Origin of the sequence: uncultured Nostoc sp., from assembly GCF_964245575.1 — a bacterium.
GTDB lineage: Bacteria > Cyanobacteriota > Cyanobacteriia > Cyanobacteriales > Nostocaceae > Nostoc.
The window spans coordinates 11,480-34,340 of the sequence record NZ_CAXTNP010000045.1 but is presented as its reverse complement, the minus strand read 5'-3'; the positions used below and the strand labels follow the sequence as shown (position 1 = coordinate 34,340).

Here is a 22,861-nt window from a genome sequence, read left to right as displayed (position 1 = left end):
GGACTGGGGACTGGGGACTGGGGACTGAGAAAGAAACCAATGCCCTATTCTCAATACCCTACTCCCCACTCCCTATTCCCTACTCCCCATTCCTAAATTACAAATACCCGTGTTCTGCTAAGAATGCGGGTGTAATGCCATCCATACTAGTTTCATCAAGGGCTGTGGTCTGTGAGTTTCCAGGGTAAACGAATTTTTCGACGTATTTGCCGAGAATATCCCCTTCTAGATTCACCAAACTTCCAGAAACCAAATAGCGAAGATTTGTTTCGGCATAAGTGAGGGGAATTACTGCTACCTTGAATTGAGAGAGTTCTGGCTCATAAGCGGCTACTGTGAGACTGATGCCATTGACAGCTATGCTACCTTTGGGGACAATATACCGTGCGATCGCCTTGGATGCAATAAAGGTCATTTCCCAAGAACTAGCCGTTTGTTCTGCCACTAGCAATCGACCGATGCCGTCTACATGACCCATCACAAAATGACCGCCAACTTTGCTGCCCACCCTTAGCGACGCTTCTAAATTGACATATTTCTGTTGCGTTTGCTCACCTCCCAACGTCGTGCTGCGTAGAGTTTCCGGTGAAGCAGTGGCAAGAAACCCGTCTTTTAAAACTTTTTCCACTGTCAAGCAAACACCATCTACAGCAACACTGTCACCATAAGCCAAATCTTGCATAATTACTTCACCCGACTGGCTTACACAAGTAATTTGCCAAGAATCGCCCCCTAAGGGTTCCATCGTTCCTAATGCCTGGATTAATCCTGTAAACACGGCTTTTTTGTCAAACTAACTCTATTTATTGCCTATTTTTGCTTGAAATAAATTGGTAATTGTCACATAAATCTCCAACATCCAAGTATATTTTCTGACCTTTTTTTCGTATAGGAATATTAACACATTAGCATCCTTCACAAGGCATACTTGGGTAAGAAGGTTATTGTCTAAGAAGACCAATTTGACTTACTCTGGTTTTCACCACAAGTTCGGAGTTTAATAGAAGCAATTATAGAGAACGAATGCTTATGTTTATTACTGTCGCCAAACCGCCAAAAAAGGGGTACTATTTGTTACACAGCATCCAAGGCTCTCGAAGCATTGTAGAGGCTTAGGCAATGATTGAAATGAAAGTCGCTGGCATAGCATTAGATGCCATAACCCGCAGCCCGATCGTCCTTTTGAAAGATTCTTCAGATCGGCGGGCTTTGCCAATTTACATTGGTCAGGAACAGGCTAGGGCAATTATGGGCGCACTGGAGAATCAAAAGCCTCCCAGACCCTTAACCCACGATCTGATTGTGAATCTTCTAGAGACTTGGAATATGACTCTAGAAAAGGTGATCATTCATTCCCTGCAAAAGGATACATTTTATGCAGCTTTAATCGTCCAGCAAGGCGAGGTCAAAAAAGAAATTGATGCGCGTCCTAGTGATGCGATCGCCATTGCCCTGCGTACAAATACCCCCATTTGGGTAATGGAAGAAGTGATTGCCGATGCTTCTATCCCCGTTGACCGCGATGCAGATGAAGCCGAACAGCAAGCCTTCCGTGAATTTATTTCCAATCTCCGTCCTGAAGATTTGATTAAGCGCTTTGGTAATGGTGACAGCTAAATAAAGTTATGAGTTATGAGTTAGGAGTTATGAGTTATTTTGCTTCAACTCTTAACTTGTAAGCAAAAAAAGTTAGGAGTTAAGAGTTATGATTTACTTCTTTCAACTCCTAACTTATAACTTTTAACTCTTAACTCTTTGTTAAAAATGCAATACCGACGCTTTGGGAAAACGAATCTGCGCCTTTCGGTTTTTTCCTTGGGAACAATGCGCTACCTGGCTTCTTTTGAAAATGCTCACCAGACCATCGAACAAGCCTTAGCGCTAGGAATTAATCATCTAGAAACCGCCAGAGGTTACGGCAAAAGTGAGGAGTATCTTGGTAGGGCGCTAAAAGCTGGGTTGTCAGTACCCCGAACGAGGCTTTATGTCACTACCAAAATCTCAGCCACAGCAGATGCTGACACCATGCGTCGGTGCATCGACGAATCCCTAGAACGATTACAGCTAGATTATTTAGATTGCTTAGGCGTTCATGGCTTGAACACCTGGCAACATTTAGAGTGGGTGCAAGCCAAAAATGGCTGTATGCAAGCCGTAGAAGAAGCTGTTGCTGATGGTCGAGTCCGACACGTTGGTTTTTCCACCCACGGCCCATTAGAGATAATTCAGGCAGCAATAAACACAGATTTTTTTGAATTTGTCAATCTGCATTATTACTATTTTTTCCAACGGCACGCACCAGCGATTCAACTAGCTGCCGAAAAGGATATGGGCATTTTCATTATTTCCCCTGCTGATAAGGGGGGACGCCTCTATACGCCATCTCAAACTCTAAAAGACTTGTGTTATCCGCATTTACCCTTAGAATTAAACTATCGCTTTTTACTGTCTGATAACCGTATTACTACTTTGAGTATCGGCCCAGCAAACCCAGATGAATTAAGGGAACCTTTGCGAATCGCTGACGATGATGGAGAGTTAACATCAGCAGAAAATTCTGCTTTCCAGAGGTTAGAAAATCACCAAAAAATTGCTTTAAAAACTGATAAATGTAGTCAGTGTTATGCTTGTTTGCCCTGTCCAGCAAATATCAATATTCCAGAGGTATTGCGGTTACGAAATCTTGCAGTGGCATACGATATGACTGACTATGGGCAATATCGTTACGGAATGTTTGAAAATGCCGGTCATTGGTTCCCTGGAATGAAAGGCAACCGATGTACAGAATGCGGTGACTGTTTGCCTCGGTGTCCAGAAAAGTTAGATATTCCAGCTTTGTTGGAAGATACTCACCAAAAATTAAGTGGGAAAGCAGGTCGGAGATTGTGGGGATAAAAATATAAACAGGAGTCAAGAGTCAGAATTCAGAATATCCCTTAACCTAAGTATGAGAGTCACCACTTAGTCGCAGACCCGTCATTCTAGCTCCTGAGTTCTAAGTTATTTTTTGGTAAAATTAATAAAGATTAAATAAAGTCAGGAAGATTGGTCCAAGCTGGGGTATCTCGCGCAAAGAAAGATGAAGATTAAAAAAAAAGAAATATTCTACGCCAATCACTGACGGTTTTCCGGTACAGTGGACGGGCTGTAAGCCTAGTATGGACTACTAGCCGATCGCTGACTATTCTTCTGGCTAGTTTAACTTTAATAGCTGGTCTTTTACCGGCAGCGATATCCTACCTCGGTAAGTTAATTGTGGATGCGGTGGTATTCGCCTCTCAAGTTAACTCACAGAGCAATGGTTTTGTCAATATTTCTCAGCCTTTGTTGTATGTAGGATTAGAAGCGATCGCTGTAATTCTACTAGCAGCCAGTCAACGGGGAATTATCATTTGTCAGTCTCTATTGCGGGCGCTAATGGGTCAGCGAGTAAATGTACTCATCTTAGAAAAGGCGCTGACACTGGATCTTAGGCAGTTTGAAGACTCAGAATTTTATGACAAGTTGACCAATGCCAGAAGAGAAGCATCAGTTCGTCCCCTTTCTCTAGTAAACCGCACCTTTGGGTTAGTGCAAAATGCTCTTTCCCTGTTCACCTACGGTATTTTGCTAGTAAATTTCTCAGGTTGGGCAGTGGTGGTGCTGATTTTGGCAGCTATGCCTGTATTTATTGCAGAAACAAAGTTTGCTGGAGAAGGCTTTCGTTTGTTTAGTTGGCGTGCGCCAGAAACTCGTCAACAAAACTACTTAGAAAATCTGCTAGCAAGAGAAGATTTTGTCACAGAAGTCAAACTCTACCAGCTGGGAGAGATGTTGCTAAGACGTTACCGCAACTTGTTTGATCAACTCTATGGCGAAGACCGGGATTTGACTCTGCGGCGAGGACTGTGGGGCTATCTCCTGGGTTTAGTTAGTACTGGTGCTTTTTACCTAGCTTATGCTTGGATTGTGTTGGAAACAGTGCTAGGTAAGATTTCCTTGGGAGATATGACAATGTATCTCACTGTGTTTCGCCAAGGACAATCTACTTTCTCCAATGCCCTCACTTCTATTGGAGGGATGTATGAAGACAACCTATATCTATCAAATCTCTATGATTTTCTGGAAGAAGAAGTACCAAAGTCTTGGGGTAAGGCAACCATTGGTTTAAATCCCCAAGATGGTATCCGTTTTGAGAACGTATCATTTACTTATCCAGGAAGTTCCAAGCCAGCATTGAGAAATATTTCGCTGCATTTGAAACCCAGAGAGAAACTGGCAATTGTGGGTGAAAACGGTTCTGGTAAGACTACCTTAATCAAACTACTTACCCGACTCTACACCCCTGACTCTGGGCGAATTTTCTTAGATGGCTTGGACTTGCAGGAATGGGATGTGGATGTGCTGCGGCGTCGGATTGGTGTGATTTTTCAGAACTTTGTCCGCTACCAGTTCACTGTGGGTGAGAATATTGGCGTGGGTGATGTAGAACATCTCGAAAACAAAACTCGTTGGCAAACTGCTGCCCAAAAAGGCATGTCCCAATCTTTTATTGACCAATTACCCCAAAGCTTCCAGACTCAACTTGGTCGTTGGTTTAAGGGAGGACAGGAACTTTCTGGGGGACAGTGGCAGAAAATTGCTTTGTCTCGTGCGTTTATGCGATCGCAAGCAGATATCTTGGTGTTAGATGAACCAACATCAGCAATAGATGCCCAAGCTGAGTTTGAGATTTTCAATCATTTTCGCACTGTTACTAAAAATCAGATGGTACTTTTAATTTCCCATCGCTTCTCGACGGTAAGAATGGCTGACAAAATTCTAGTTATAGAAAACGGGGAAGTTATAGAACAAGGAACTCACGAAGAACTGTTACAGCTAGGAGGACGTTATGCCAAGTTGTTTCTGTTACAAGCAGCCGGTTATCAGTAGGAAAATAAGCTAGCAATCTTTGTAAATTGAGATAGCGATGCCTACGGCGGGCTGCGCCTACGCTCACTTTGTAGAAAGCAGATAACACCTTTATCTAACCACGTTAAACTGTTCGGTAAACATGGGTCAAATCTCTTTAGTGCCTAGATGCTTCGTATTGTTAAACATTGTTACCCGATAAAATTATGCAAATAACACAACAGCGATACTATACCCCAGAGGAATATTTAGAGCTAGAAGAAGCTGCTGACTACAAAAGTGAATACATTGACGGGCAAATAATTTCTATGGCGGGTGGAACAGCAAATCACAATCGTATAGCTGGTAATTTCTATGCTGTGTTAAACTTCGCTTTCAGACAAGAAGAATACGAAGTGTTTAATAGCGATATGCGTCTGTGGATACATCAAAAGCGTATCTACACGTATCCAGATGTGACAGTAATAGCCAGTGAACCAGAATTTTTCAACAACCGTACAGATATTATTACTAATCCCCAAGTTATTGTTGAGGTTTTGTCTAAATCTACTAAACACTATGATCGCGAAGATAAATTTCAGGCTTACCGAACTATTTCTACTTTCCAAGAATATCTATTAATTGACCAAACTCGGATTCATGTAGATCAATTTTCTAAAACTGGGAAAAAACAATGGACGCTTCGTGAATATGATGAAGAAGATGAAGCGATCGCACTTGTAACCGTACCCTTTGAGATTTCTCTACAGGATTTGTACAACAAAGTTAAGTTTGAGCCTGTTGAGTCTGAAGGGGAAAGTGCTGATGTTGAGGGATTGGGATAAGGTGCGATCGCTTTACTTGTGCAGAGGATTTTAAAAATATTTAAGCCACTTTTAACGGTTTCTGCGGATATTTCGTAGACTCTCCTGCCTGTCAAATAGGATTAGTAAGCAAAAAATTGAAGGTATTATCCACGACTAGAGAATAAGAGTTATTTTTACTCTAAACTATATTAGTATATTTATACTAATAGCAGCCTCAAGCCGCTAATCTTTATTATCTACAAAGGATTAGATGCTCATGAATATTGATCAAGCAAAAGAAAAATTTAACTTACTATATACAGAATTAACACAAAGCTGCATAAAAATTGAGACTGAACAGGATGCACGGTTCCAAGTTATTGACCGCATTTTGACAGAAGTTTTGGGATGGCAGAGAGAAGAAATTCTTACAGAGCCTCATACAGACAGTGGCTATATTGATTACCTAATAACGTCTAGAGGACGCAGCAGGCTTGTAGTGGAGGCGAAGCGAACATCAAAGCTACTGATTGATACTCGTCAACCACGTATGGCTTGGTACAAAGTTGGTGGTTCTGCGCTTGAGTCAGCAGCAGATGGATTAAATCAAGCAAAACGCTATTGTACTGACAAAGCTGTGTTGTTTTGTGCTTTGACAACAGGTTTTGAGTGGATTGGCTTCTGGGCCCTTCGTACTGACGGTACGCCTCCAAGTGAGGGGAAAGCAATTGTATTCCCTAACCTTGAATCTATTCAACAGAATTTTGCTACCTTCTACGACGTGTTCTCACGAGAGGGAATCTTAGAAGATTTATACAAAACGTACATATATGAGGCGGAAGGATTAAAAATTAGTCATAATGAATCTCTTTATTCAGTACTTGAGAATTCTGATAGATATTTACTTACAAAGTCTGCATTATTCAAAGATATTGAGAATGTCTACCACAGCTTTTTCACTAGTATGTCAGGGGAAGACGATCCTGATATGCTTGCCAAATGTTTTGTGGAATCAAAAGAAAGTAGAGAAGCCGATGAAAATTTACAAAAAATAACACGAAACTTATTGAATAGAATTGATATTGTTAATTCAGCGAAGGGTATTGAGCTACAAAATCAAATCCGTAATTCTGTATAATTACAGAAAGGAGAATTTGTTTTAATAATAGGTAATAAAGGAGCTGGTAAAACTACATTTATCGATAGATTTTTTCGTTTAATATTAGACAAGAGTCTTAGAGAAAATTGTTTATTAATTAGGGTTGATTTAGCTGATTCTAATGGGGAACAAGCTACTATTACTAGTTGGCTAACAGAGCAACTAAAAATTGAGTTAGAAAATGGCTTATTTAAGGGTGAATATCCATCATATAGCGAACTTCAAGGAGTATTTTATCAAGAATATAAAAGATGGAGATTTGGTGAGCGTAAGCCTTTGTATGAAAGGAACAAAAATGAATTTAAGGAAAAATTTGGAGAATATATTGCAGATTTTATTGAAAAACATCCAGATGATTATGTAATGAAATTGATTAAAAATGCTACTAAAGCAAGAGGATTAATGCCATGTATAGTTTTTGATAACACTGATCATTTCCCACAGATATTCCAAGAAGCAGTGTTTCAATATGCACAATCTATATATAGAAAAGTTTTTTCATTTATTATTTGTCCAATAACAGATCGAACGATTTGGCAGTTGTCAAAGTCAGGCCCACTACAGTCATATGAAAATCAAGCTTTTTATCTTCCTGTACCGTCTACAAAAGACGTTTTAGCTAAACGGATAGAATTTATAAAAGAAAAAGCAATAGAAGATTCAGAAGGGAGTAAAAAATACTTTACTAAAAAAGGTATTCGCTTATCAATTCCTAACATTAGTGCTTTTGCTTTTGCTGTAGAAGATATATTTATTAATGAAGATTACATAGGACGCGTAGTAGGGTGGCTCTCTAATCATGATATCAGAAGAAGTTTACAAATTGCTCGAAGAATTATCACTTCACCTATCACTGATATTTCTTTACTTGTAAATGCTTATGTAATTGGTAAAAAGTCTCACATCAGTCATTGGCAAATAAAAAAAGCACTATTAGTTGGAGATTATAATCACTTTTATCAAAAAGATAGCAATTTTATTTTAAACCTTTTTGAAGTTCAACCTAGCAGTATTACAAGCCCACTACTGAGGTTATCTATACTACGCTTATTATCTGACACATATTCTGAGAACTCAGATGCAGAAAAGAATTATCTGTATATTGATGATATTCTAAATTATTTTGAGCCTGTGACAATCAACAGGATTCTAGTTAAGGAACACTTAAAGGCTCTTCTGGATTATCGCCTCATTGAAACCTATGACCCAACTGATGCAAATATTTACGAATCACAAAGAGTTAAAATTACTCCTTGCGGACGTATACATTACGAATTTGCTGTTGAAGAAAAAGAAGGAATTTATATAGGTCAAATGGCTTTAAATACGCCTATCGCTAGTCAAAGTTATCTTATGCGTGTGCGTGATTTTCTTAAAAAGAAAAGAACTCGACAAGATTGGGTAGTTATTATTAAATTATTTGTTGAATATTGCTTGCAACAAGATAGTCTATATATTTCTTTACCTCAAAAACAAATTTATGATAGCCAAAAAAAATTACGAGAACGCATCAGTCAACGTTGGACTTAAGTAAAAATTCATTATCAGGATGCTAAATAACCAAACCTCACCCTATGCTTCCCCCACCATCCCCCACCAACTTAGATAAAATCACTATGGTGCTACTTAACCCTAAATCTGATGAAAAGCGATCGCCCTTCTTCCCAACTCTCCCTTCAACGCCCTGAACTACTCGCGCCAGCAGGTAATTGGGACTGTGCTAAAGCTGCTGTGGAAAATGGGGCAGATGCGATTTACTTCGGTTTGGATCGCTTCAACGCCAGAATGCGGGCAGAAAATTTTACTGAGGCAGACTTACCCCAATTGATGACATTTCTGCATCGTCGCGGCGTAAAGGGTTATGTCACTGTCAACACACTAATATTTCCCAAAGAACTAGCAGAAGCCCAGCAATATCTCCGCACAATTATTGCAGCAGGTGTGGATGCGGTGATTGTTCAGGATGTCGGAATTTGCCGTCTCATGCGTCACCTGTCGCCCGATTTTCCCATTCATGCTTCCACCCAAATGACGATTACCAGTGCGGCTGGGGTGGAATTTGCCAAGTCCCTCGGCTGTCAATTGGTAGTGCTGGCGCGTGAATGTTCTCTTCAGGAAATCAATAAAATTCAGCAGCAGATTGCCCAACAGGAAACTTCACTGCCCTTGGAAGTCTTTGTTCACGGTGCTTTGTGCGTGGCGTATTCCGGTCAGTGTTTGACTAGCGAGGCTTTAGGCGGACGTTCTGCAAACCGAGGTGAATGTGCCCAAGCTTGCCGGATGCCTTACGATTTAATCGCCGATGGGGAAGTTGTGAATTTAAAAGAACGCAAATATTTACTTAGTCCTCAAGACCTAGCAGGATTAGATGTTCTGTCAGATTTGGTGAAATCAGGAGTAACCTCTCTCAAGATTGAAGGTCGCCTGAAAGCTCCAGAGTATGTTGCCAATGTCACCCGTGTTTATCGGCAAGCCCTGGATGGGGTAATGACGCAATTGGAAAGACCTAATTCCTTAACCCCTTTGTCTACAAGGGAAGGAGAAAGAGGTCAATCAGATCAAGAACACTACAACCTAGAAATGGCATTTTCTCGCGGACTTTACACAGGTTGGTTTGGCGGGATTAATAATCAGGAACTAGTTCACGCCCGTTTTGGTAAAAAACGTGGGGTTTATCTGGGTGAAGTTACCCGCATTCACAACGAACAGGTAACAGTCAAATTGCAAGCGCCCGTAAAACCGGGAGATGGAATAGTATTTGACTGCGGTCATCCAGAGGCGAAGGAAGAAGGCGGCCGGGTTTATGCTGTGGTGTCCAAAGGTAAAGAAACCATGCTGACCTTTGGTCGAAATGACTTGAACCTGCGCCGAGTGCATATAGGCGATCGCATTTGGAAAACCAGCGATCCAGAACTCGATAAGCAACTACGTCAAAGTTTTGCAGGCGAGAACCCACAATTTCAGCGTCCGATTGACTTGGAGGTTTATGGAGAAGTTGGTCAGCCACTAACTGCGATCGCTCGCGATCGACTCGGTAATATTGTACAGGTCGAGTCTGCAATTTCCCTGGTGGAGGCGCACACCAAACCCCTAGATACAGACCGTTTACAAGAACAATTCGGTCGTCTCGGTAACACCCCTTTTTGTTTGGGAACACTAACCAACCACCTCAGTGGTACCTTTATGCTACCCGTCAGTGAATTGAACCGGATGCGGCGGGAAATTGTCGTGCAGTTGGAAGAATTGCGGAGTCAACCCAAACGCTGGCAATTACGTTCTAATGTCTCTTTCCAAGACCTACTACCCTCCTCATCTCCCTCACTCCCCACCCTGCGGGAAGCTAAAGCTACATCTCCTTCACTCATAGTCTTAGTACGAAACCTCAAGCAACTCCAAGCTGCCCTCAAAGCTGGTATTGAAACCCTATACTGTGAATTTGAAGACCCCCGCGCCTACCGAGAAGCGGTGCAAATGGTGCGCCAACAACAGCAAAAAAATAAAGCAGACAATTCTTCACTCCTAACTCCTAACTCCCAACTCAGTACAGACGCGATTAATCGCGTCTCTCCCCACTCCCCACTCCCCACTATCTGGGTTGCACCTCCCCGAATTACCAAACCAGGGGAAAATTGGATTTTGCAGCAAGTACGTGCTTCTGAAGCAGATGGCTATCTAATACGCAACTATGACCAATTGCAATTCTTTGCTCAAGACCGTTGTATTGGAGATTTTTCGCTCAACGTTGCTAATCCCTTAACAGCAGACTACTTTCAGCAACACTTCGGTTTAGAAAGGCTGACGGCATCCTATGACCTGAATATTACCCAACTACAAGACCTGCTCACCAGTTGCCCACCTCAATGGTTTGAGGTGACAATCCATCAACATATACCGATGTTTCACATGGAGCATTGTGTATTTTGTGCCTTTCTATCAACGGGTACAGACTACACTAACTGTGGACGACCTTGTGAAAAGCAGGAAGTGAAATTGCGCGATCGCGTTGGTAGCGAACACGTCCTCAAAGCAGATGTAGGTTGCCGCAATACTGTATTTAACGGCACTGCTCAAACTGGAGCCGAGTACGTACAGCGCCTCATAGAACTGGGATTACGTCAGTTTCGCATCGAATTTGTCAATGAAACACCAGAACAAGTGAGTAAAACAATACATTGCTATAGTCAACTACTGCAAGGCGAAATTACAGGTTCTCAACTCTGGCGCGAGTTGAAACTGCAAAATCAATTGGGCGTAACTCGTGGCCCTATGGGAGTGTCTGCATTGCGGTCATAATTGATTTTCTGAATGCCCAGCTTTAAAAATTTGTTCAGCAGTCAAGTCGCTTCTCGAAATTAAAAATTAAAAATTATTAATTAAAAATTGCAATCAGTGCTTGCTCTGAACCCACCACTGATTGTAGACCACTGAAATCTTTGATTTCAGTGCTTGCTCGTACCCAAAATTAATTAATTAAAAATTATTATTCTGATTAATTTTTAATTTTTAACTTTTAATTTTTAATTAAAAAAAGGTCAAGTTTAGTTCTGGGAATGTAGGGGATATGATGCGTTCCCCAAAGGGGTTGCCGCAGGCATCGCTACCTCGAAACAGGTTAACTTGATACTCACCATCCACCAAATAGTCAACGGAAATAGTTGGTTGTTTTGGATTACCTATATACCTTCTACCGCCCAAAGCTAAATAGTCAATAATCCAGTATTCAGGAACGCCAAAAGTTTCGTAGTAAACATAGAAAGATATGCCGCAACTCTTAACCAAAAATCTGATATCCATACATCACAGGGAGATTATCACCAGGCTTTAGAAATTTATAACGAAGCATTAGATATTGCATGTTTAACAAAAAATAAAAATCGTTGAGCCAATATCGCCTGCTGCTGTTCGCCACTCACGGCATTTTCGACCCTGTGAACCCAGCCTTATCAGGTATAGTGCTGTCTCTGGTAAATAAACAAGGCAAACTCCAAACCAGAAGCTTCCTGCGGCTCAACGATATTTTCAACCTCGACTTACCAGCAGAGTTGATAGTGCTAAGTGCCTGTGAAAGTGGTCTAGGGAATGATGTCCAGGGTGAAGAGATAGTGGGCTTGACAAGAGGCTTTATGTATGCAAGTGCAGCTAGAGTCACCGTGTCTCTGTGGAACGTGAACGATCAATCTACCAAGGAGTTAATGATTGCATTCTACAAACAAATATTGGCATAAAAGAAATCTCCCGCCACCGCCCTTAATTTCGCCTAACGCCAAATGTGGCAAGGGAAAGATTTTCAAGGAAACGATTTGAAAAATCCCGAATGGAAACATCCCCGTTATTGGGCGGCTTTCACCCTCCAAGGTGAGTGGCGCTGAATACTTAATTGACCTTCTCCTAAAAGGCTACCGTGTACACACAAGTCTTTTAGAGTGGCTCCACAGACTTTTAATCCCCCCAACCCCTCTTGAAAAGCAAAGCTGTTTCATTCACTCATTGGCTTAAAAAAGACTTGTGTTGTGAACGAAAGTACTTGTGTTGTGAACGAAAAGACTTGTGTTGTGAACGAAAGTACTTGTGTTGTGAACGAAAGTACTTGTTTTGTGAACGAAAAGACTTGTTTTGTGAACGAAAAGACTTGTGTTGTGAACGAAAGTACTTGTTTTGTGAACGAAAAGACTTATGTTGTGAACGAAAGTACTTGTTTTGTGAACGAAAGTACTTGTGTGTACACCGTAGCCTAAAAGGAGAGAGAACTGGAAGAAAACGCAATTTAAAGCCTATCTCCTCCCAGGAGAGAGGTCTAGGGGACTTCCAAATAAAAAAATATCCAATTATTTCTTGTGGGGCGGGCAAGATGCCCACCCCACAAGTAGTAGCTATTTCTTGGAAATCCCTAATCTCAAATTTTCACTTTTAACTCAGGAGTAAAATCAATGCGTAAACCGTCTATTTACAAACAACTGCTTGCTTTCTCGCCGGAATTGTGGGTTTTACCACTTTAGGTGGTTGAATATCAGTCCAAGCACAAACAGAATCACCCATATCGCCAAATACAGAATAGCTAAATTTGGTAGGGGACGGTAAACCCTTTAAACCTGATGATCTCGAACAGTCGGAAAAACTTTATGAAGGCGATCGCGGTATCCCCACAGGTATAGATAACCGTAGCCCTATGTTGAGTAGATATTATCCTTGGTCAACTATCGGACGAGTCGAAGGCACAGCAGCCGATGGTAAAAGCTATTATTGCACAGGAACACTGGTTGCTAGTGATATAGTTTTGACAAATGCTCACTGCGTAATTAGCTCTGAAACTCATCAACTCAGTAAAGAACTTCGGTTTATACCCAATGTCATTAATGGCAAACCCCAGAGTCTAGGAGATATGGGCAAAGTAAAGAATATTGCAAAAAGTGTGCTTTATGGCACAGACTTTAAAGATGGCGGCTTCGATAACATCAAGAATCAGAGTAATGATTGGGCGTTGATGATAATTAATCAACCCTTGGGTCGTAAGTATGGTCATTTAGGATGGAAATCTATACCTGCTTCTACTTTGATTAAACAGAAGCGAGGAAAACTGTTCTTTGTTGGTTACTCTAGTGACTATCCAGACCCCAGCAAAGAAGGCTATGAATCCTTGACTGCCGGTAAAGGATTCACTGCGGGTTACGAAGATGGTTGTAGCATTGTTGGTGAGGAGTCAAACCATTTTTATCATGATTGTGCCACCGCAAGCGGTTCTTCAGGAGGCCCAATTATCGATGTAATTGATGGTCTGCCGTATATTGTCGCCTTGAATAATGGTGAGGCTACAAACTCTATCACAGGGCAAGATATTATCAACTTTGCAGTGAAAATGGATTTCTTGGATAAGTTAACTGGTAGAAAGTAAACTCTCATCTGCTAGATTCCCGACTTCTTAAACAAATCGGGAATTTAACCATCACAAGAAAAAGGTTTTATTATATTCAATTAAAAATCACCATAGTTATTCATGAATAATATTTTGACAAGCAATAATTGGGACACTTCTCTTTACGAAGATAAACACGCCTTTGTCTGGCAGTATGGCGAAGACTTACTGAAATTACTCAACCCTCAGCCAGGAGAATCCATTTTGGATCTTGGCTGTGGGACTGGACAACTTACAGAAAAAATTGCCCAAGCTGGGGCTGAAGTCATGGGAGTTGATTATGCACCCGCGATGATCGAAAAGGCCAGACAAAACTATCCCCATATCCGCTTTGATGTTGCTGATGCGAGGAACTTTCAAGTAGATAAGCCATTGGATGCTGTGTTTTCCAACGCTGTATTGCATTGGGTGAAAGAAGCAGATAGCGCGATCGCTTCCATACATCAATCCCTAAAACCCGGAGGCCGTTTTGTGGCAGAATTTGGTGGTAAAGGAAATGTGCAAGCGATCGCCACAGCTTTATACAGTGCTTTAGAGTCCATTGGTATCCCTCAAGTACAAGTAGAAAATCCTTGGTATTACCCCAGCATTGGCGAATACAGTAGCCTATTAGAACAGCAAGGCTTTGATGTCATTTATGCTATCCTGTTTCCTCGCCCAACTCCTTTAGCAGAGGGAGAAGCAGGTATGGCAAACTGGATTAAAATGTTCGCCAGCACTTTCTTGGCCGGACTTTCACCTGAGCAACAAATACAAATAATTCCCGTCGTCGAAGAATATCTGAAGCCAACACTATATCAACAAGGAACTTGGATGGCAGATTATCGAAGAATTCGCATCGTTGCCATTAAACTATAATATGTACTATTTTTTACTAGTGCCTTAATTACGAATTACGAATTACGAATTACGAATTAGTATCAGCTATGCATATACCTAAATTGTGCGATCGCCCTACAGCCCTTCTCCTAAAGGAGACGCTACGCGAACGGGCATCTTACGGCAGGTGTTGGCGCAGGCATCGCCAGAGATCACTTTCATTATTATTAACCATTAGCCTTACCACTTTACTAGTCCCGCCCTCGCTAGCGCAAACCCCCCCAATACCATCGCCTTCTAATGCGCCTCTGGAACTAGACTTATTGACCAAGCCAAAAAACTATGTAATCACAGCTAACACCATAAATCCAGAACGATTAACCGTTCCTAGTTTATGGTGGGCACAAGCAAACTCGGAGAAAAAGTTATTGGATAATTGGATAGCATATCCAGCTTCTAAAAAAGAATCGGCACGAGTAGACTTGATTGTGAATCAGCAAATTTGGAGCTTACTAGACTATATAGAGCGTTACGACTTCGTAAATCGCTTGGGTAGCACTGCACGAAACTTTGGTTACAACGTCCGGGTATTTAATTATCAAAAAGAACCCTTAGCAACCTACACCTGCAACTTTAGTACAAGTCCAGCTTTATGCAGTATCCAAACGACTGTTAAGAACAAGATAGGGTTAGAGCGTTCTTTGTAGGGACTGGGTACTGGGGAACTCGGGGCCCCCACGGAGGAGCCAGCGCTGTGGGCGGGTTTCCCGACTTGAGGTGACTGGCGTTGGGGATTAGGAGCATGGGGACTGGGAGAGATTAAAAGAATAAGGAGAATAACCGTGCCAATGCCCAGTTAAACCTTAATTTTGGCGAATAAAGACTCGTATTGTTTTATTGCTGATGGGGGTAAGGGAAGCAAAAATTCGCTTTTATCAAAAACTTCGCGATCGCTCTGTAAAATGCTCCGTAACGCTTCTTGGATATCGGAAGCGGCAATATTTGTAGAAATTGGCGAATTACTTTTGGTCAGCATCGAAATTTGTTTAGCTGTGCTTGGTTTCCAACAAAAGTCAATCCATTGATCTGAGAAAGTACTCTTAGTAGTAATACCTGCGGGACGTACCCACAAGTCTGCCCAGATTGCTGTTCCTGACTGGGGGATAACTGCGCCAAGTTGGGGATAACGTCCTAGAACTGGCAATATGTCGCTTGACCAACCAACCGCTAGCCAAGTGTCTCCCATAATTAGAGGTTCTAAGTAGTTATTGGAACTGTAGAACTTTACCTGTTGGTTTAATGTTTGTAATTCTTTTTCCAAGTCTGGTACTTGGTCAAGATTCTCTGTATTATAAGATTTTCCTAGCTTCTTTAAGACTAAACCAATAACTTCTCGTGGTTGATTAAGTAGCGAAACGTGCTGCTGCACTCCATCTCGCCACAAATCACTCCAATCTTTGGGCGTCCATCCCAATTTTCGCAACTTATCACGGTTATAAACAATCACCGTGCTACCCCACCGATAAGGCGCACCCCACACCTTCCCTTGAGTATCCAAGTTACCTTGGTCGTTGCGCGTTACCAGTTCTTTCCACCTTTCGTCTAAAGCAGACCACTGCTTTAATTGGTTTCCTTGTACCTCTTGGAGTGGTTGAATCAGTTTCTGCTCAATAGCTGCTTTTAGCCAGTAATCTCCCAATGTCACTAGGTCTACGTCAGCCGCTTTTTGATCTTGCCCAAAAGGTATTAAACGCCTTAAACGGCTCCATCCCTGCTCATCACTAGCTTTTGGTTTCTGCTGCCAATTTTGTAGTTGCTGAAATAAATCTTGTATCTGCCCGACTGGAGCAAACTTTAACTGCACCTGTTCCTGCAAAGCTTTGTGGAACTGATTAACTACCTGACCAGGTATAGAACCTTTTAATAACTGTACTTTTAGTTGCGTCTGGTTGTTTCCACCACAGCCAAAAAGCAGTTGTGAAAGTGCCAGTGTGCTTGTACCTAGCAAAAAAGACCGTCGATCCATTGATTTTGGATTTGAGATTTTTGATTATACCTAATATTAAGCAGAGATTCACCAGAGGCTGACTAACAGAAAAAGTGTAGTTAGAAAATTAGCGGTATTTTTTGTTGCTAATAGGGATAATTTGAACTATTTGACTCAAAATAACGATTTTTTGGGCAAATAGCTACCTAAATATTAATTTTTCTCCATAAATTTCCTCATTAGTACTTATAGTCAAATTTTACTTATATTTGTAAGTAATGATTTAAATGTCACATTTGCACCAAAAATTATCAATACTTAAATAATCCATAAGTATAGTTAAGGTTGAGAGTAAATTGAATAACATAAAGAAAATGTACGGTTGAGGGTATTAAATGGAGCCATTACAGAAGCAAATCCTGACTTTAAGCGAAAAACTGGATGCGCTCTGCCAAGTGATTGAGCAGCTTGATGGTAAAGTCGCTCAAGCTTTTTCAGAGTGTTCTTTAGCGAATACACAAGCAAAGGATAATTATCAGGAAAATGGCGCAGCTAGTGGCTACCAGTTCAAAGGACGTAACAATTTAAATCCAGAAATGGAACACAAGGATGTCTTGATAGATGGCATTTATCTAGATATGCATCGTCAAGGTGGAGATAATATAACACCAGAAATTCAAATACAAAGACTAACAGCCCAATTAACAGCAGCATACAATCGCATTGCTGCCTTGGAAGAACAATTACTCAGAGAAAGAATTCATTAAATTTCACCTAAGTTCAATAAATTAAAAAAATGGGTAGTAGTGCATAGTAATGATCAACTAAATAAGTGTTGTTTAATACATTAACTATGCATTGCTTTAAATGCAACTCGAAAAACATTGTTAAAAACGGATGTACTCCCTACGGAAAACAACGTTTAAAATGCCTTTCATTGTGGACGACAGTTTGTTGAAAACCCAACCAGACAAGCAATCAACCACTCAACACGTGAGTTAATTGTTACAGAGATTTTTGGGAGGCTTACAAACTTGTTTTACCAAGTAAACGGCATTGTGCAGTCGGTAAGGATAGTGGTCAGACAAGTTATATTGAACGATTAAATAACACTGTTAGCCAACGAGTTTCACGCTTAGTACGTAAAACATTGTCATTCTTAAAATCACTTGACAATCATATTCGGTCAGTCTGGTATTTTGTTCATCACTATAACGCTAGTTTACGAAGTTAAATCATTACTATGCACTAGTACCAAATTTAATTCGCATGAATTAATGAAATGCTGTACTTAGCCGTTCAAGTTGGGCTTCAATGGCTGCCAAAAGCTGGTGTTGCTGCCAATTTTGGCTAAGATGGGCGGCTATGCAAGCGGCTCCAGCGCCCATACCTTCTTTTACAAAGCCCTGCTCATAAGCTCTGAGTTGGGGATAACGAGAATCAGCAAAGCTTAGATGAGTTGCTAATAGGGGAGGAGTTCTTCCACTCTGAGTTAAGCTGGCTTTTTCTAAGCTGAGGGCTAAGTCAACTGTAGCGCCAGTAAGGTCTTCTGCCACCCAGCGAGTTGTGCCTACAACTACTTCTTCTGGTTGCCATGATAAGGCGTAAGTTTGAGCGATCGCACTGATCAGCGCATAAACCGCCAGCATTTGCGTCCCACCAGCAAGCATTACACCACAACTCCGACTAGCAGCGATCGCCATCCCAGCTACCACCACTTGCATCGGATCACCCACGGCGGCGACGAGTTGTAGAGGATCGACAGAATTTTGGATTTTAGATTTTGGATTTTGGATTTGAGATTGGAAGTTTATCTCCCCCTGCTCCCTGTTCCCTGCTCCCTGCCTCCCGTTCCCCCTCATCTTCTCCAGCCCAGCTTGCACTAGTGCCCACTTTTGCGCGTGGTTACAAATAGGGTGACTACTGTTAACTTTTCCGGCAGCATCTACACCCAAACCAGTTAAGATTGCCAGGGCAGTTGTAGTGCCTCCAACGACGCACTCACCCAGAATCACATACTTATGTTGGTTATTGGCAGCAAGGCGTTCTCCCCAAAGTAGCCCTTGTTTAAACAAGTGGTGTACTGTTGTGATTTCCATAGCAGCACCACTACTTAAACACTGAGCAGCCGTGCCGCCCAAATCAATTACTGGCACAGCCGGAGGTTGGGGTAAACCAGCATTAAACAAATGAACTGGTATCTTTAGTGACTCAAAGACAGATCGAGAAATCAGCACAGGCGAAGCCCCAGCCGCTAATGGTGGTAAGGGATATTGGGCTTTATGTTCTGGGCCATAGTACAAAAACTCGGCATCGGCACAAGCAGTATATTTCCGATCCTCTGGAGTGCGGCCGGCTGCTGAAATCCCTGGAATTAAACCAGTTTCAGTAAATCCTAAAACACAGGCAAATACGGGTAGACAGCCACGATACCGTCGTAGCCATTCTTCACCCTGTTCTTTTTGCGTATAAATGCGAATTTGGGAATTGAGCATTGGGCACTTGTACTGAGCGAAGGCGAGTGCGTCTCCAAGAGTTGCCGTAAAGCCTGCGGCATAGCTACGCTTAGGGCGCAGCCTAAGAAGAGAAGTATTGGGAATTGGGCATTAGTTAAAACTCATCATTTAACCAAAGACTAATGACAAATGACTAATGACTAATAACTATCCTTCATAATCCATGAGGACTTGTACCCAGCGTGGTGGAGGGGGAATGGGGTTACCCAGACGATCAAAAAGCAACCATGCTGCCAGGTGTACCACAAAAAGGTAGATAAAGTTGTTGAGTACAATTAAAGCGATCGCTCCCACTTGAATCAAAAACACACTGGGACTTGCCAACAAACTCATCTTCAAAAATACCCACTCTATGAACTCAGTCACCTGAGTAATTACATAAATCCATAGGTCTTCACCTGACAAAACAGACAGCAACCACAGCCGAAAAAAGACTCCCAAAGTACCCAACAGCGTACCCAAGGTGATGGAAGTAATCCAGGGAACACGACGACGATACCACGTCGCTCCCAAAAGCACACCCATGAACCCGTAGGGCATGACAAACAGCAAACTGCGGGCTGGCCCCATCAGTACCGTCAGCAGTAACCCGGAGGTGAGTGCTGCCATCCATGCCGCACGCCTGCCCCAACGCAGATAAACTAGAGCGATCGGTACCGGAAAAAATATCCGCAAAACTGGCCCCAAGGGAAAGTAGAAATTAATAAACCAAATCAAGCTAGCGGCACTTGCTAAAAACGCCGTTTCCACCATCCTCAAGGGTGCATCAGCCTTGAGTTGAGGAGGCATTAACTGCTGTTCTTTATCTAACCAATGATTGTGGGGAGTTGGAGACTCAGGGGATGGATCTTTCTCCGGCTCATCTGGCAGAGAATCTAAAATACTCATATCTGACAAGTTTTTAAACGATCATTCTTTCCAAGGCTGACAAATCGGGAATGCAAATAGTGTCTTGATCCCGTTTAATCAAGCCTTTTTTTTCTAGCCTTGTCAACACTCTTGTTACAGTTTCCCGTGCCAGTCCGCTCAAACTACTCAATTCCCGATGAGGTAAATTGGGGATTTCGGTTCCTGTTTGCCCTTTTTTTCCCTGTCCTTCTGCCAAAAATACCAACGTATCTGCCACCCGTGACTGGCTATCAGATTCCCGCAACCGCAATCGGCGATTTACTTGCCGCAAACGTCGTGCCATTAGTTGCGCCAATCGAACTCCCGCTAAGGGTTCTATCTGAAGTAACTTGACAAAATCCTGAGCAGGCATACTACCGATTACCGTTGGGGCCAAGGTAATCACATCTGTGGAGCGAGGCACTTCATCTAGCGCCGCCATTTCACCGAACAATTCCCCTTTGCCAAGAATATTCAGCGTTACCTCTTTTCCCTCCAGATTGTAGGTGCGAATTTTTACCCATCCGTCCAGAATAAAATACACAGAACCGCCCCAGTCATTTTCCAGCAGAATTACCTGATTGGCTGGGTGAGTGCGGGTAACAAGATGGATGAGAGCTGATTCTACAGCAGTTTCTGGCAACCCTTGAAAAAAGGGAGCCGACGACGTGATCATCCAGGAATTAGCCTGTGCTTGCAAGCTATATCGGTCTTCCATTACGACATCTTTATTCAAGCGGCTATATACACACAACAAACAAGAGCGCCATTTTCTGCTTAAGCTATCATTGCACAGCTCCCTTTCAAAAAGAAAACTAAACTATGCTACAGAAGAAAGCGACAAGAACGTTTTTCTAAATAATCTTTACCTATAAGTTTAAACGGGGTAAAAGTTTTGCAAAAAGTAGTTTATAGCCGGCAATTGTATTGCTTAGGGGCTAGCTGCACTGCAAACTTGATTAGTTCAGAATATAGGTAAACAACATCAATGATACTAAAGGGAGTAAATTATTGCTCAGGTATTTTAGCGATTTTCAAAAATAGGCAATTAATGATCTGTAAAACTAAGCTTCTCACACAAAAGCTGACTGAAGATTGCCACGACTCCCGGTAATCCATAACATAATGACAGTCACAAGTCCAAAGCGGCTTTTGCCACTCAAAACTTTTCCTATGGGGAAGCAAGCTACATGCAGCGTCGCCCATAGAGGTACGGTAATTGTAAAGTAATTGTCAGATTAGTTGACATACATCTCTAGGTAAGGTGATAAAAGTGACTTCCAGTGCAGACGAAATTCAAAAGCTGATCGCAGACATTGACAACTTACTTGCCAGTGGTGGCAAGCGCGTGTCTAGATTTCTGTCTGGTCAGGCGCAAGAGCCTAAAGAAGTTTTAGTACGAATTCGCAACTTCTTGGTGAGGCTCGAAGAAAAAGAAGCATTAGAGAACGGCATCCCAAATCAGTCTTCTGAAGAACCGCGCTCGCCTTTATTAAGAAAATCTATTGACCGAGGTAATAACCAGTATCCACTACCCCAGCCCGAACCCAATCAGGAACATAGTACTGTTGGGGCAGGACAATTAAAAAGTGAATTTTCGAGCTTGATCCAGCCATTGCGATCGGAATTAGAGTTGCTCTTGCAAGAGCGAGCCACTCTCATACAGGAAATTAGGCAGCTAGAGCAGAGGCGATTGCAAAATTACTCCTTAGGGCAACAGTTGACAAACCAGGAGCAGATAATTACCGAGTTTTTACAGGTACTCATGAGTCGTCTTGTGCCAACTTTAACGCCACTGCTAGCACAGACGCGGGAAAATTACGCCAGTTCTTCAGGAGCAAATAGTGCAAACTCAGAACCAGCAACCTCTGCAACTCAACCGTTATTAGAATCACCAGACCCTGCGGAGCGTTTAACTCACCTAGCCAGGGAGTTGGATCAACGTTTATTATCACTAGATGGGACTGTGAATGTAGTCTTTGAGGCACTACAGCGCAACATTAATACTTATCACGAGTCCCTGTCGCAAGCATTGGCAAGAATGCATAGCCAGGGGATGCAAGGCGAACAGTTGATGGCCAGCTTTCTCAACAATTTGACCCAGCATTTGCAGCAGCGATCGCCTAGTTCCCAGCTATCTTTCCTTGAGGTCGAATCTGATACATCACCATCATCGGCTGATCCAGCCGAGATTACTGCTGGAGTTGCACCCCCCTTGGAGCTTATACAGCCAGAAACATCTTCACTCACAATTGATCTTAAGCAACAGGATACTACGACCGCAAAAGATTTAGATACAGTGCTGTTGCAGCTTGGTATAGACTCGTCTCAATCTTCCCAGCAGACCGAATTACCGCAAGATATTTCTGCGTTAATTGGTAATGAAGTAGACCAACTTTACGCCAGCTTGTTTGGTACTGGTGATGTTAATAATCCAAGTCTTGAGGTTTCCACAGCCTCAGAATCAACGTTGAACATCGCTGAGGGCGCATCTGTCCCTCCATCTGTGGATACGGATCTGTTCGATCTGAGCAACGTTAACCCACAAACAACCCAACAGACTCTAGTAGAAACTACAGATTCATCAGATTCACAGGAAGAATTATTTTTTGAAGAAGATACAGACCTAGAGCTTGTTAATTTCTCTACGCCACAAGCAGTTTCCGCAATAGACATGCAGCTCGGCAATCAGCCAGCTAGCGCTGATACAATTAATACTTTAACTGAGCTATTGCCTGATACAGGTAATGAGCAGGAGCTGCTGGAAGTGTCATTTTTTGCGGATAATGGCACAACTACAGCACCAGTTACTCCCGAAGTAGCGGAAATTGCGGAAATTGCATCCTCTGTGAATAATGGCACAACTACAGCACCAGTTACTCCCGAAGTAGCGGAAATTGCGTTGGC

Annotated in this window: 16 protein-coding genes and 4 pseudogenes; 14 read left to right on the top strand and 6 right to left on the bottom strand. The window is 42.2% G+C overall.

Translation table 11 applies throughout. The annotated features are described in order from the left end of the window. Window positions 1-97: 97 nt before the first annotated feature. Window positions 98-778, bottom strand: a complete 681-nt coding sequence (locus ACFFAP_RS10095) for a riboflavin synthase (protein WP_375511083.1) — start codon at window positions 776-778, stop codon at window positions 98-100. Window positions 779-1,119: 341 nt separating this feature from the next. Here ACFFAP_RS10095 and ACFFAP_RS10090 point away from each other — a divergent pair, with 341 nt between their 5' ends. The 7 genes from ACFFAP_RS10090 (at window position 1,120) to ACFFAP_RS10060 (ending at window position 11,127) form a co-directional block, all read left to right on the top strand. Then, window positions 1,120-1,617: a bifunctional nuclease family protein gene (locus tag ACFFAP_RS10090; protein WP_012406891.1), complete on the top strand. Its 498-nt coding sequence runs from the start codon at window positions 1,120-1,122 to the stop codon at window positions 1,615-1,617. A 147-nt stretch (window positions 1,618-1,764) separates the two neighbouring features. Continuing rightward, complete coding sequence (locus ACFFAP_RS10085; RefSeq protein WP_375511082.1) at window positions 1,765-2,895, top strand: aldo/keto reductase; 1,131 nt, start codon at window positions 1,765-1,767, stop codon at window positions 2,893-2,895. A gap of 207 nt (window positions 2,896-3,102) precedes the next feature. Continuing rightward, complete coding sequence (locus tag ACFFAP_RS10080) at window positions 3,103-4,911, top strand: ABC transporter ATP-binding protein (RefSeq protein WP_375511086.1); 1,809 nt, start codon at window positions 3,103-3,105, stop codon at window positions 4,909-4,911. 185 nt (window positions 4,912-5,096) lie between these two features. Beyond that, window positions 5,097-5,714, top strand: a complete 618-nt coding sequence (locus ACFFAP_RS10075) for a Uma2 family endonuclease (protein WP_375511081.1) — start codon at window positions 5,097-5,099, stop codon at window positions 5,712-5,714. Between the two features lie 238 nt (window positions 5,715-5,952). Next, entirely contained in the window at window positions 5,953-6,813 is an 861-nt protein-coding gene (locus ACFFAP_RS10070) for a hypothetical protein (protein WP_375511080.1), read from the top strand. 24 nt (window positions 6,814-6,837) lie between these two features. Next, window positions 6,838-8,364, top strand: a complete 1,527-nt coding sequence (locus ACFFAP_RS10065) for a hypothetical protein (RefSeq protein ID WP_375511085.1) — start codon at window positions 6,838-6,840, stop codon at window positions 8,362-8,364. Window positions 8,365-8,475: 111 nt separating this feature from the next. After that, a complete protein-coding gene (locus tag ACFFAP_RS10060) occupies window positions 8,476-11,127 on the top strand; it encodes a DUF3656 domain-containing protein (protein WP_375511079.1) in 2,652 nt (883 codons plus the stop codon). A gap of 228 nt (window positions 11,128-11,355) precedes the next feature. Here ACFFAP_RS10060 and ACFFAP_RS10055 read toward each other — a convergent pair. Further along, window positions 11,356-11,577: pseudogene (locus ACFFAP_RS10055) on the bottom strand (Uma2 family endonuclease); the annotation flags it as partial. A 131-nt stretch (window positions 11,578-11,708) separates the two neighbouring features. On the opposite strand from ACFFAP_RS10055, the pseudogene ACFFAP_RS10050 reads away from it, so the two are divergent. The 4 genes and pseudogenes from ACFFAP_RS10050 to ACFFAP_RS10035 all read left to right on the top strand — a co-directional run. Then, window positions 11,709-12,203 (top strand): annotated as a pseudogene (locus tag ACFFAP_RS10050) (CHAT domain-containing protein); the annotation flags it as partial. Between the two features lie 692 nt (window positions 12,204-12,895). Continuing rightward, a complete protein-coding gene (locus ACFFAP_RS10045; protein WP_375511078.1) occupies window positions 12,896-13,723 on the top strand; it encodes a trypsin-like serine peptidase in 828 nt (275 codons plus the stop codon). Window positions 13,724-13,825: 102 nt separating this feature from the next. Further along, window positions 13,826-14,602: a class I SAM-dependent methyltransferase gene (locus ACFFAP_RS10040; protein WP_375511077.1), complete on the top strand. Its 777-nt coding sequence runs from the start codon at window positions 13,826-13,828 to the stop codon at window positions 14,600-14,602. A 68-nt stretch (window positions 14,603-14,670) separates the two neighbouring features. Then, window positions 14,671-15,270, top strand: a complete 600-nt coding sequence (locus ACFFAP_RS10035) for a hypothetical protein (protein ID WP_375511076.1) — start codon at window positions 14,671-14,673, stop codon at window positions 15,268-15,270. A gap of 149 nt (window positions 15,271-15,419) precedes the next feature. On the opposite strand, the gene ACFFAP_RS10030 is transcribed toward ACFFAP_RS10035, so the two are convergent. Continuing rightward, a complete protein-coding gene (locus ACFFAP_RS10030) occupies window positions 15,420-16,589 on the bottom strand; it encodes an extracellular solute-binding protein (RefSeq protein WP_375511075.1) in 1,170 nt (389 codons plus the stop codon). 356 nt (window positions 16,590-16,945) lie between these two features. On the opposite strand from ACFFAP_RS10030, the gene ACFFAP_RS10025 reads away from it, so the two are divergent. Continuing rightward, a complete protein-coding gene (locus tag ACFFAP_RS10025; RefSeq protein WP_375511074.1) occupies window positions 16,946-17,317 on the top strand; it encodes a hypothetical protein in 372 nt (123 codons plus the stop codon). Between the two features lie 239 nt (window positions 17,318-17,556). Further along, window positions 17,557-17,784, top strand: a pseudogene (locus ACFFAP_RS10020) (IS1 family transposase); the annotation flags it as partial. Window positions 17,785-17,824: 40 nt separating this feature from the next. Here ACFFAP_RS10020 and ACFFAP_RS10015 read toward each other — a convergent pair. From ACFFAP_RS10015 to ACFFAP_RS10005, 3 genes are all read right to left on the bottom strand, one after another. After that, window positions 17,825-19,045: a nicotinate-nucleotide--dimethylbenzimidazole phosphoribosyltransferase gene (locus tag ACFFAP_RS10015; protein ID WP_375511073.1), complete on the bottom strand. Its 1,221-nt coding sequence runs from the start codon at window positions 19,043-19,045 to the stop codon at window positions 17,825-17,827. Window positions 19,046-19,213: 168 nt separating this feature from the next. Beyond that, complete coding sequence (locus ACFFAP_RS10010) at window positions 19,214-19,954, bottom strand: DUF2232 domain-containing protein (RefSeq protein WP_375511072.1); 741 nt, start codon at window positions 19,952-19,954, stop codon at window positions 19,214-19,216. 13 nt (window positions 19,955-19,967) lie between these two features. Next, window positions 19,968-20,672 carry a Crp/Fnr family transcriptional regulator gene (locus ACFFAP_RS10005; RefSeq protein ID WP_229471040.1) on the bottom strand — a complete coding sequence of 235 codons (705 nt, stop codon included), beginning with the start codon at window positions 20,670-20,672 and terminating at the stop codon, window positions 19,968-19,970. 555 nt (window positions 20,673-21,227) lie between these two features. Here ACFFAP_RS10005 and ACFFAP_RS10000 point away from each other — a divergent pair. Next, window positions 21,228-22,861, top strand: a pseudogene (locus ACFFAP_RS10000) (hypothetical protein); the annotation flags it as partial.

Bases quoted from the DNA above. Each gene is read 5' to 3' on its own strand.
- ACFFAP_RS10090 (WP_012406891.1), top strand. From the start codon at position 1,120: ATGATTGAAATGAAAGTCGCTGGCATAGCATTAGATGCCATAACCCGC.
- ACFFAP_RS10085 (WP_375511082.1), top strand. From the start codon at position 1,765: ATGCAATACCGACGCTTTGGGAAAACGAATCTGCGCCTTTCGGTTTTT.
- ACFFAP_RS10075 (WP_375511081.1), top strand. From the start codon at position 5,097: ATGCAAATAACACAACAGCGATACTATACCCCAGAGGAATATTTAGAG.
- ACFFAP_RS10070 (WP_375511080.1), top strand. From the start codon at position 5,953: ATGAATATTGATCAAGCAAAAGAAAAATTTAACTTACTATATACAGAA.
- ACFFAP_RS10060 (WP_375511079.1), top strand. From the start codon at position 8,476: ATGAAAAGCGATCGCCCTTCTTCCCAACTCTCCCTTCAACGCCCTGAA.
- ACFFAP_RS10040 (WP_375511077.1), top strand. From the start codon at position 13,826: ATGAATAATATTTTGACAAGCAATAATTGGGACACTTCTCTTTACGAA.
- ACFFAP_RS10035 (WP_375511076.1), top strand. From the start codon at position 14,671: ATGCATATACCTAAATTGTGCGATCGCCCTACAGCCCTTCTCCTAAAG.
- ACFFAP_RS10030 (WP_375511075.1), bottom strand. From the start codon at position 16,589: ATGGATCGACGGTCTTTTTTGCTAGGTACAAGCACACTGGCACTTTCA.
- ACFFAP_RS10025 (WP_375511074.1), top strand. From the start codon at position 16,946: ATGGAGCCATTACAGAAGCAAATCCTGACTTTAAGCGAAAAACTGGAT.
- ACFFAP_RS10015 (WP_375511073.1), bottom strand. From the start codon at position 19,045: ATGCTCAATTCCCAAATTCGCATTTATACGCAAAAAGAACAGGGTGAA.
- ACFFAP_RS10010 (WP_375511072.1), bottom strand. From the start codon at position 19,954: ATGAGTATTTTAGATTCTCTGCCAGATGAGCCGGAGAAAGATCCATCC.
- ACFFAP_RS10005 (WP_229471040.1), bottom strand. From the start codon at position 20,672: ATGGAAGACCGATATAGCTTGCAAGCACAGGCTAATTCCTGGATGATC.